The organism is Dysgonomonas sp. Marseille-P4677, assembly GCF_016652235.1.
Taxonomy (GTDB): Bacteria; Bacteroidota; Bacteroidia; order Bacteroidales; family Dysgonomonadaceae; genus Dysgonomonas.
Genome location: NZ_JAEPKU010000148.1, coordinates 1 through 10,399, shown reverse-complemented (window position 1 = coordinate 10,399; position 10,399 = coordinate 1). Strand labels below are relative to the sequence as shown.

Genomic DNA, 10,399 nt, shown 5'->3' with positions numbered 1-10,399 from the left:
GACTAATTATTGTATAATAGTACAAAAACCACCATTCGGAATAAGCCTAAACTCCAATTCTTGTCCGTCCGAAGCTGTTATCTCCCGTATTTTTATATTATCAATAGGAGATGCGGGGTCGTCCTCATATACCTTAAATGTATATGTCCCTTCATTCAGGAAATCGAGTTTCACCCTCACTGTCCTTTCAGTACCGGCATTAATAGCAGCTAAATGCCATTCATTTCCATGTCTTCTTGCCATACATACAAACTCGCCCGGATAGCCGTCGATTAGTATAGTTTCATCCCATGTACACTTTATTTTCTTCAATACCTCTTTTGCCGGAGATTCCAAATATGCTTTAGGCTTATCTGCCATCGCGACCCATCCCGATTCGAATATAAATGGTAATGCCAATTCATGTGCATAGGTTGTTATCCTCGGATTTTCTTTCCTACGGGTAAATGTTACAGGAGTATAATCCATTGAGCCCAATACATTACGTGTAAAAGGCAATGTACAGTTATGTTCCGGTGTAGGTGGGGTGTCTACAAATGTATAATACTCTGCTCCTTTTACAGCTTCTAAAGTCATCAAATTGGGGTATTTACGATGCTGTCCTCGAGGCATTGTTTCCCCATGAAAACTAACCAAGAGACCATAATCAATCGCATCTTTCATGGCATCTTCCCTAAACTGCATCGCATAGAGTTTATCACTGTTCAAATAATCAATTTTTATCCCTTGAATTCCTAAATTTCTGTATTTCCCATATACATGATCACGACCTTCCTTCGTTTTCAACACCTCAATTTCATCCCATCCATATACTTTTATCCCTTTACTACGGGCATAGTCGGTAAAATCTTTTAACCATGAGGTCGTTTCCCACAATTTAGATGTTCTAAAAGGTGAACCTACAAGTGACACATCAAATTCTATCCATTGCCAGTTCATCTCAGCAGCCATATCCACATACATTTTCAATGTATCTATATAACTGTTGGCTAGATAATCCCCCCACCAAGGAAAAACAGCAATCCCAGGTTCAATCCATGACATATCTTCAATAACGGATGGAGGATTAAGATTCTCTACCAAAACAGATTCTACAATAGTAGCCAGTTTATCTCCAATAATAAATGTGCGCCACGGGGATTCATATTTGTTTGAAATAGTAAAAGAATCTTCAGGGAAAGCTACTTGTAAAAGTCCATCTCCTGCTTTTTTGGTCAACCGTGTTGCAGGATGATTAAAAACATTGGCTTCGCTTAAAAGTATCCATTTATCATTTATGTTTAGCAATGCAGGGTATGCCAATACACTATCCTGTATTTCAGAAAAAGTCCTTTTGGGATAATATTTCTCATAATCATCTTTATAATCCATTACCCACGAGGTAATATTAGCTGGAAAATTAAAATTAGTCTTTTCTGATACAATTGTGATATCTCCCTCTTTATCGAACGTATATCTGAAAGCTATACCATCGTTGTATGCCCTACATTCGATATTAATTATATTTCCGTTTTTATTCTTGAACTTGTATATCTTCTCATTACATTTATTGTGATATACTTTTACTTTACCTGTCGGTAAATTGTATGTTTCATTTATTTTGTTTGAGATTACTTCTACAAAAGTTAAGCAATCGGTAAAAGTATGCCCTTCGTCACTACTATTGACTCCAATAGCAGAATTAGGCACTAAAATCGTATTATCTCTGGTTATATTGTATAATAAACTCCCATCCTCCCCAAGAATGAGGTGAATCGTATTTTTGCCATCAGGCGATTTAACCAAAAACTTATCTTCCGTACAAGAAAAAAATGCAATAAAAATTAACAAACAAAAAGTTCCGTATAAATATTTTTTCATATCTAGTTAATATCAAGTTTATTATTATTTTATTTCATAATTATTTGTAACCCGGATTCTGATCCGCATCACTAATTCCATCATTCATATCTATTTCGTTCCTTGGAATTGGATAGAGTGTATGATACTCTTTTACATTTCCTGTAGCAAATTGATTATGCATCGAAACCTGGTCTACAAAATATTGCTTTCCTCTTCTTATCAAGTCAAATCTCCTCCAGCCTTCAAAAGCAAGCTCTCTCATTCTTTCTTCGTATATAAAATCACGAAGCTGATCTTGACTGATAGAATAATCGATTTTGGAAGCCTTTGCGCGTGTACGTATACGATTTACCTGGTCTACAGCTTTATTTTTCTCTCCTGTTTCATTAAGACATTCAGCATATAACAAAATAAGATCGGCATACCTTATATAATAAATATTTTTAGAGCTTTGATATGGATCTATAACCTGACTTGGATCTTCATATTTTTTACAATGCGGAGCAACATATTCCTGATCTCCCGCCCAATCATCTGTTATATCATTACCATTAAAGAAGAATCTAAACCGTACACTGGCTTCAAGGCGTGTATCGTTTTCGTCCGTAAAACTACTTAAGTAATATTGAGAGGGAAGAAATATGGCAAAACCTCCACCAAGACTATTATAAACGACAGCTCTTGAACCGCAGAAATATTGAAAATGATTCGGTTCTTCCGGATATTTGAATTGAAATTCATAAACAGATTCTGTACCATTTTCATATTCTTCTTTAAACAGATCTTCGTAATTATCCATCAATTTGTATAAATTATTAGCCTCTATTTCGCCCAGTATTTTCTTTGCTTCTGCAATATTACGTACACCGGACTCTTCTTGAGCGTACATATATGTTTTCACCTTCATCGCTTTAACTGCTCCATACGTAGCTCTACCCAAACCATATTCTGTTTTAATATTATTCTCTGCATAATCAAGGTCTTCAAGGATCAAAGCATAAACCTTAGCTAATTCTTCCCGAGGATAATTAGGCTTACTTACATCTGTACTTTCACTAATAATAGGCACTCCTCCAAAGAACTGCGCAAGTTGGAAATATGCTACTGCTCTGACAAAACGAGCCTCACTTTCTATACTTTTACACCACTCTTCTGTAGCTCCCGTTACATCCTGCCGAGCTGCAAGCAAGGTATTATTGGCACGACTTATTGCAAAATATCCTGTATCCCAGAGCCATTTTGTCATCCAGTTATCTGCATTCAGAGCAGCATTGTATTTATCCAATGCACCCTGTTCCGACCAATAATTTACTTCTACTGTTTTACCGACAGCCTCATCTGTTCCGGTAATTCCAATAAATCCGGCTCTGTCATTTTTAAAGAAAAGTAGTGCCTTATATGCCCCCATCAGTTCAGCTTCTACAAATGCTTTATCTGGCTTTATACCTTCAGTTGTGAGAAAGGACTGAGGCTCCTCTTTCAGAAAGTCATTACAACTTGCTGTAATCAGGCAAGCAATAACTGACAAGATTAAATATTTATATGTTTTCATGTTATTTAGTTTTTGATTATGAATTAAAATCCGATATTAATTCCGAAAATAACTCCTTTGGTACTCGGATAGGTTTCGTCATAGCCTGTACCCGGACTTTCCGGGTCGAAACCTTTATATTTAGTCCATGTCCATAAGTTCTGTCCTGTGACATATACTCTCAAATTACTGGCTCCTATATTCTTTAATAATTTATTTGGTAAATCATATGCCAATGTGATAACCTTCATTCTTAAGTAGGAACCATCTTCGATCAGGCGGCTTGATATTAACATCCTATCAAGGCTATTTGCATGTGCACGAGGCTGATTGGTATTTGTATTCTCTAGCGTCCATCTGTTCATCATATCGGTTTTCATATTCAATGGACCAAATCCTCCTCCTAGTGTGTATTCATGATATGCTCTATACCATACATCATTTCCATACACATAATTGAATACTGTATTCAGAGATAAACCTTTATACGAGATAGATGTACTGAATCCACCGTAACCTTTAGGATCTGTGTATCCCATAATTTTACGATCCTTTCCTGTTATCTGATTATCTCCATCCTGATCCTTGATTATATTATCTCCTGGATAATAACTTTCACCACCTATAATACCGTCTTTTCTCAAGTCCATTTCTTCCCGGTCATCATCCCATTGATATACACCTTGGTATTCATATGTATAGATTGTCCCCAACGATTCGCCAACCCACCATCCTGCTCCTAACGGATTATTTACATCATTAAGCCTTTCTGTAATACCACCATATAATTTAGTTAATTTATTCTTATTTGTTGACCAGTTTATGCTGGCATCCCACTTCACACTCGAATCTATTATACGCCCACCAAGCGTCAACTCCAATCCTTTATTTTCAAGTTCTCCAACATTTGTATATTTATTAAGGTAACCTGTTGTAACCGGATAAGGTGTCAGCAATACAAGATCTTTATTTGATGTTTTATATGCATCAGCTGTAAAATTCAAACGTCCGTTAAACATGGTGAGATCAAGACCAACATTCAACTGTGTTTCTCTTTCCCATTTCAGATTTGGATTACCCATTATCTGGTCACTGTTTTGCAATGTATTTACACCATCAGGTCCCATTGCTGTAATACCGGGAACAATCTGTGTAAATGAAGCATATGAGGCCAAGTTGCTGTTTCCCAGTTGCCCATATCCTAAACGAAGTTTTAAATCGTCAATGGCAGTTACATCTGCCATAAATCTTTCACTGGAAATTCTCCATGCAGCTGCAACGGAAGGGAAGAATCCCCATTTATTATTTATGCCATATTTTGAATTACCATCATACCGTCCTGTAAAAGTCAACAAGTATTTACTGTCATAGGCATAATTAATACGTGCTATATATGATGCTATTTGCCAATACGCAAATTGGGACCACTGTTTATTTGAAGGAAAATCTGTTGCAGCACCTAAGCTTTTATAAGACAATACATCGGTAGAGAATCCTTGTCCATATGAATTATTTCCTTCATATTTATTCTTTTCTAAAGAAATACCTACCATACCGGTAAAAGCATGTACCTTATTGAAGGTCTTATTATAAGTGAGAGTATTATCCCATATCCAATCTACCCAAGATTCTTTAGTTATTTGTCCATATCCATTTACTGTCATTCCTTGCTTGATACTACGTGGGACATAAACGAATGCTGAATTATCTACCATATCTATAGAGAAGTTTGTCTTTAACTCCAGCTCTGGAAGAATATTCGCTATTGCATAGAAAGATGCTGAAACTCGTTTCGAAACTCTTTCATTATCGATCTTATCCGATAATACAGGATTACTTTGTCCATTACTTGAATAGAAAGGTAAATCTAATGGTGGTTCTCCATTAACCTCGAACGGAATAAGAGGATTAGCCCCTAGTCCCTGACCGATAGAAGTGCCTGCAATATCTTGTGTTATATGTGAAGCTGTAGCATTCATTCCTACTTTGAACCATTTTTTCATTTTTTGGTCAAAGTTTATTCTTCCCGAAAAACGTTCAGATCCGGAACCTATTATTACACCTTTCTGATTGTTATAATTACCACTGATATAGTAAGTATACAAATCATTCCCACCAGAGAAAGAAACTGTGTGATCTTGAGTAATTCCAGATTGAGTAATCCGGTCTGCCCAATTATAAGATTCACCATTGAGTAATGTTTGTTTTTCGAGTTCAGAAAAAGATGGTAATGATTTCCAGTAACTATCTTTCAGCGTTTTGAATTGCGACAAGTAAGCATCTTGGGAAATAGAAGGATTGGTCTGCATTATTTTATCCATTTCCTGATTAACCAGTCCTTCGATACGGATTTCGGCAAGTTGATTGCCATTCAACATTTTTTGTTTATTCAATATACTCTGAAAACCTACATATCCATCATATGATATCTTATTATATCCCGATGCACCTCGTTTAGTAGTGACAATTACAACCCCATTTGCTGCCCGTGAACCATATATAGCCGCCGATGAAGCGTCTTTCAAGATATCAATTGACTGAATATCATTTGGATTGATATTGTTTAATGTTCCCTGCATTATTACACCGTCTACTACATAAATAGGCTCACCAGACTGAGAAATAGAACTCTTACCACGTATATTCACACTTACCCCACCTCCGGGAGCATGATCGCCAGATACAACCTGAACTCCGGCAGCACGCCCCTGCAATGCAGCATTCAGATTAGTCACAGGAACTTCTTTTATTAGTTTTTCCCCTACCTGGGACACAGCTCCAGTGATATCTTTCTTACGTTGTGTACCGTAACCTACAACAACAACCTCACTCAATTCAGCCAAATCTTCTTCCAATTGTATGTCTAACGAACGCTGAGAACCTACAATAGTTGTAAATTTAATGTAACCAATAAAAATAACTTCAAGAGTAACCGTATCAGAAGGTGCTTTTATAGAGAATTTACCCTCAGAATCTGTCACTGTACCAATTGTTGTACCTTTTATAATGACACTAGCCATTGTTATAGGGTCTTGTGTTGACTTGTCTTTTACAATTCCCCGAACCTCAATTCCTTGTGCATTTCCATATATGGATATGAACAAGAGTAAAGTAATAATTAAACTTAGTTTTTTCATAGTTTATCCGATTTAGAAGTGGACTACCACCACAATAAGTAAAATAGTACAAGTATAGCTATGATTATTAATGCAATTATATTGAATGCTTTGCTTGTCTTAAACATGCCTGGGGTAAGTTCTATAGCGAACTTACTATCGCCTTTTTTCTCTATCAACGTACTGATTACAATAGTGATCAAACACAGAATGAATACGATCAGCATCCTATCCATCCAAGGAAAATCAGGAAACAGAAATTTCATCAGTCCAGAAAAGACAAAACTTCCTATAGCAGCAAGCAGTGCTCCGTTTGCCGTCGCTTTCTTATAAAAGAATCCCATCAGAAATATGGCAAGAGCTCCTGGGCTTATAAAGCCTGTGAATTCCTGTATATATTGAAAAGCCTGATCAATATTTGTAAGCAATGGTGCTATTATGATTGCTATCGTTAAAGAGATAATACAGCTTAAACGTCCTACATTAACAAGACGACTCTCCGAGGCTGTCTTATGAAGTATTGGTTTATAAATATCCATCGTGAAAATTGTAGATATACTATTAAGCATTGTTGCCACTGCACTAACAATAGCAGCAGTGAGCGCGGCAAATGTTATTCCCCTTACACCGACCGGCATAATATTGCTTAAGAGCCAAGGATAGGCTTCATCAGGTTTATCTAATTCTATCCCCATTGAATATACGGCAATGCCCGGAATCACGACTATAAGCGGAACAAACAGTTTCAGTATAGCGGCAAATTCAATCCCCTTCTGTGACTCCCGTAACGATTTGGCAGCTAGGGCCCTTTGTATAATATATTGATTACAACCCCAATAATATAAATTGGCAACCCAAAGCCCTCCTATTATTACAGATATGCCAGGCAGGTCTTTATACCCTGGGTTGGATGACTTCAATATTAAATGGAATTTATCCCTGGATGTTTCATACATATTACTGAAACCTTGCAAGAAACCATTACCATCTCCCAGCTTATCCATAGCAAAATAAGTTGCAAGGAGACCTCCACCCACTAATATTGCAACTTGCACAACGTCTGTAACTGCAACAGCCTTTATTCCGCCATAAACTGAGTAGATTGCAGCAAATGCAGCAAGAAAGATAACACCATATATTAATGGTACTCCGACAAGACTTTTTATAGTCAATGCACCTAAATATAATATGGATGTAAGATTGATGAAGATAAATACCAACAGCCAGAATATAGCCATTACAGTTTTCACACGTTTGTCATAACGTTGTTCTAAAAATTGTGGCATGGTGTATATTTTCATTTTAAGAAAAATGGGAAGAAACCATTTCGCCACTATTATCAAGCCTAATGCTGCAATCCATTCATATGTTGCCATACCCAATCCAATAGCATACCCCGAACCTGACATTCCAATGAATTGTTCTGCCGAAATATTTGCTGCAATAATTGAGGCACCTATAGTTATCCAGCCAAGGCTTCTTCCAGCCAGAAAGTAGTCAGTGCTATTTTTCTTTTCTCCCTTTTTTGTGCGCGACACATACAGGCCTATAAATATTATTATGACACAATATATAGAGAAAATACAAATGTCTAATGGAGTCAGATTCATGATTGAAATATTTTAGATGTAAGGATTAATACAAAGTTATAATAGCTTTTCACCCTGAAACATGAATGAAATATCTTATAATTACACAAATCGGAACTATTAATATGTTGATAGTTCCAAATCGGAATTTTCAGATTTTTAGATAGATTTTTTAAATATATTTGAATATAGATAGGCATTAGTTATCATTTTACTGCAAGCATCTTATGTGAGTGAGTGAGTTATTTATCTAATTTAAATATAAAATGGAAGAATTATGAGAAAAGTGAGCTATTTAACAGTGTTGATGTTATTACACATATGTATAACCACACATAGTGCTATAATTCCACGTTCGGAATATCCCCGCCCACAATTTGAACGTAAAGAATGGATAAATCTGAATGGTGAATGGACATATATATTTGATATGGCCGAAATCGGAATAGCCAAAAACTACAATAAAAGTCAAGGGTTCGACAATAAAATAACAGTACCTTTTCCACCTGAAAGCAAATTATCGGGTGTAGCGTATACAGATTTTATACCGGCTATATGGTATCACAGGATTATCGGGATACCTTTTGACTGGACCCAACGAAATATTATTCTTAATTTTGGAGCAATCTATTATGAATCGGAAATTTATATAGATGGTAAGTTCATCGCACGACATTTTGGAGGTTCGGATTCTTTCTCAATAGATATTACTGGGTTTGTACAAAATGGTAAAGATCATGATTTGGTAATACGGGCCAAGAGTGATATCCGCGGAGGGAAACAAGCAGCAGGGAAACAAAGCCTGCAACTTAACTCGTATGGTTGCAATTATACACGTACGACGGGTATATGGCAGACTGTATGGATGGAGGCTGTTGATAGAGAGGGAATACAAAATATATCGATTATCTCTGATATTGACCAAAAACAACTAATTTTAACTCCTACCTTTTATTCTATAAACAGGGATAATATTATGTGTATTATTATCAAGGAGGGAGAGAAAGTTATTATAAAAAAAGAAGTAAAACTCAATCAGGGAATACCCATATGTATTCCAATCAAGAACATGAAATTATGGAGCCCGGACTCACCTTTTTTATACGATATAGAATGTACTGTTTTCGATTCTGAAGGTAATGTTAAAGATGAGATAAGCTCTTATGCAGGGATGCGAAAGGTACATATTGAAGGAAACAAGATATATCTGAACAATCAACCTTATTATCAACGTCTGATTTTAGACCAGGGATTTTATCCGGATGGGATATGGACAGCCCCGAATGATGAAGCTCTAAAAAACGACATTCAATTGTCTATCCAGGCTGGATTTAACGGAGCCCGCCTACATCAGAAAATATTTGAAGAAAGATTTCATTATTGGGCAGATAAACTAGGATATCTTACATGGGGAGAAGCTCCCAGTTGGGGCATGGATGCGAATAATATTGAGACTGCACGTAACTTCTTTTCCGAATGGAGTAATATTGTAGTCAGAGACCGTAACCATCCCTCTATTATATTATGGACTCCTATGAATGAAGAATGGTGGCCGGATATGGTACAGTACCCCCGTTTTTGCGAAGATTTATATAATATAACACATAATCTCGACCCAACCCGTCCTGTAAACACATCGAGTGGAGGTGTACATGTAAAAACAGATATATGGACAGTTCATAATTATCAGCAAGAAGGACAAAAGCTTAAACAAGAATTATTTGACGGAACCAGATTTCAACAAACGCCTATTGATCCGATAAAACCATATACTGGCAATATAGGTTTTAATCCGCCCAAATCATATACTACATATGATTATCCTCTATATACGGGTGGAATTCCTTACCTTATAGATGAATTCGGTGGAATTAAATGTGTCACGAAACAGCCTGAAGAAGATTCATGGGGATATGGTGATATTGCAAAAACAGAAGATGAATTCTATCTTAGATTGGAAAGTCAGGTAAACGCTATATTATCTTTAAAAGAGCATGTATGGGGATTCTGTTATACTCAATTAACAGACGTAGAACAGGAACAGAATGGTATATATTATTATGACCGTAGAAGTAAGTTTGATATGAGACGAATTCATGCTATTTTTTCTAAACAACTTCCGTAATAATAAATTAAAAAGACACTTTAAGATTAGGGTAAATCTCAAAATATTTCATTGGAAGACATCCATTTATAAATGGGTATAAACTAACTCTTTTATAATATAGAAGAAAATACGGATTTGGTAATTTGATATAGATTTGTTATCTTTATAAGAAACTATCTATATGGAATGCCCTCGTTGCCAATCAATATCTAAG

At 36.1% G+C, this 10,399-nt stretch carries 5 protein-coding genes; 1 reads left to right on the top strand and 4 read right to left on the bottom strand.

Features of this window, described 5'->3' with window-relative positions; genetic code table 11:
• Nucleotides 1–6: 6 nt before the first annotated feature.
• The 4 genes from JGH11_RS17355 to JGH11_RS17340 are packed head-to-tail and all read right to left on the bottom strand — an operon-like array spanning nucleotide 7 to nucleotide 8,099.
• Nucleotides 7–1,860: a glycoside hydrolase family 97 protein gene (locus JGH11_RS17355; protein WP_201113912.1), complete on the bottom strand. Its 1,854-nt coding sequence runs from the start codon at nucleotides 1,858–1,860 to the stop codon at nucleotides 7–9.
• Nucleotides 1,861–1,900: 40 nt separating this feature from the next.
• Nucleotides 1,901–3,394, bottom strand: a complete 1,494-nt coding sequence (locus JGH11_RS17350; protein WP_201113910.1) for a RagB/SusD family nutrient uptake outer membrane protein — start codon at nucleotides 3,392–3,394, stop codon at nucleotides 1,901–1,903.
• A 23-nt stretch (nucleotides 3,395–3,417) separates the two neighbouring features.
• Nucleotides 3,418–6,510, bottom strand: a complete 3,093-nt coding sequence (locus JGH11_RS17345) for a TonB-dependent receptor (RefSeq protein ID WP_201113909.1) — start codon at nucleotides 6,508–6,510, stop codon at nucleotides 3,418–3,420.
• A 23-nt stretch (nucleotides 6,511–6,533) separates the two neighbouring features.
• Nucleotides 6,534–8,099: a sodium/sugar symporter gene (locus JGH11_RS17340; protein WP_236264110.1), complete on the bottom strand. Its 1,566-nt coding sequence runs from the start codon at nucleotides 8,097–8,099 to the stop codon at nucleotides 6,534–6,536.
• Nucleotides 8,100–8,355: 256 nt separating this feature from the next.
• On the opposite strand from JGH11_RS17340, the gene JGH11_RS17335 reads away from it, so the two are divergent.
• Entirely contained in the window at nucleotides 8,356–10,203 is a 1,848-nt protein-coding gene (locus JGH11_RS17335) for a glycoside hydrolase family 2 protein (protein ID WP_201113907.1), read from the top strand.
• Nucleotides 10,204–10,399 lie beyond the last annotated feature (196 nt).

Excerpts from the sequence above, each read along its gene's own strand:
- JGH11_RS17335 (WP_201113907.1), top strand. The coding sequence starts at position 8,356 with ATGAGAAAAGTGAGCTATTTAACAGTGTTGATGTTATTACACATATGT.
- JGH11_RS17340 (WP_236264110.1), bottom strand. The coding sequence starts at position 8,099 with ATGAATCTGACTCCATTAGACATTTGTATTTTCTCTATATATTGTGTC.
- JGH11_RS17345 (WP_201113909.1), bottom strand. The coding sequence starts at position 6,510 with ATGAAAAAACTAAGTTTAATTATTACTTTACTCTTGTTCATATCCATA.
- JGH11_RS17350 (WP_201113910.1), bottom strand. The coding sequence starts at position 3,394 with ATGAAAACATATAAATATTTAATCTTGTCAGTTATTGCTTGCCTGATT.
- JGH11_RS17355 (WP_201113912.1), bottom strand. The coding sequence starts at position 1,860 with ATGAAAAAATATTTATACGGAACTTTTTGTTTGTTAATTTTTATTGCA.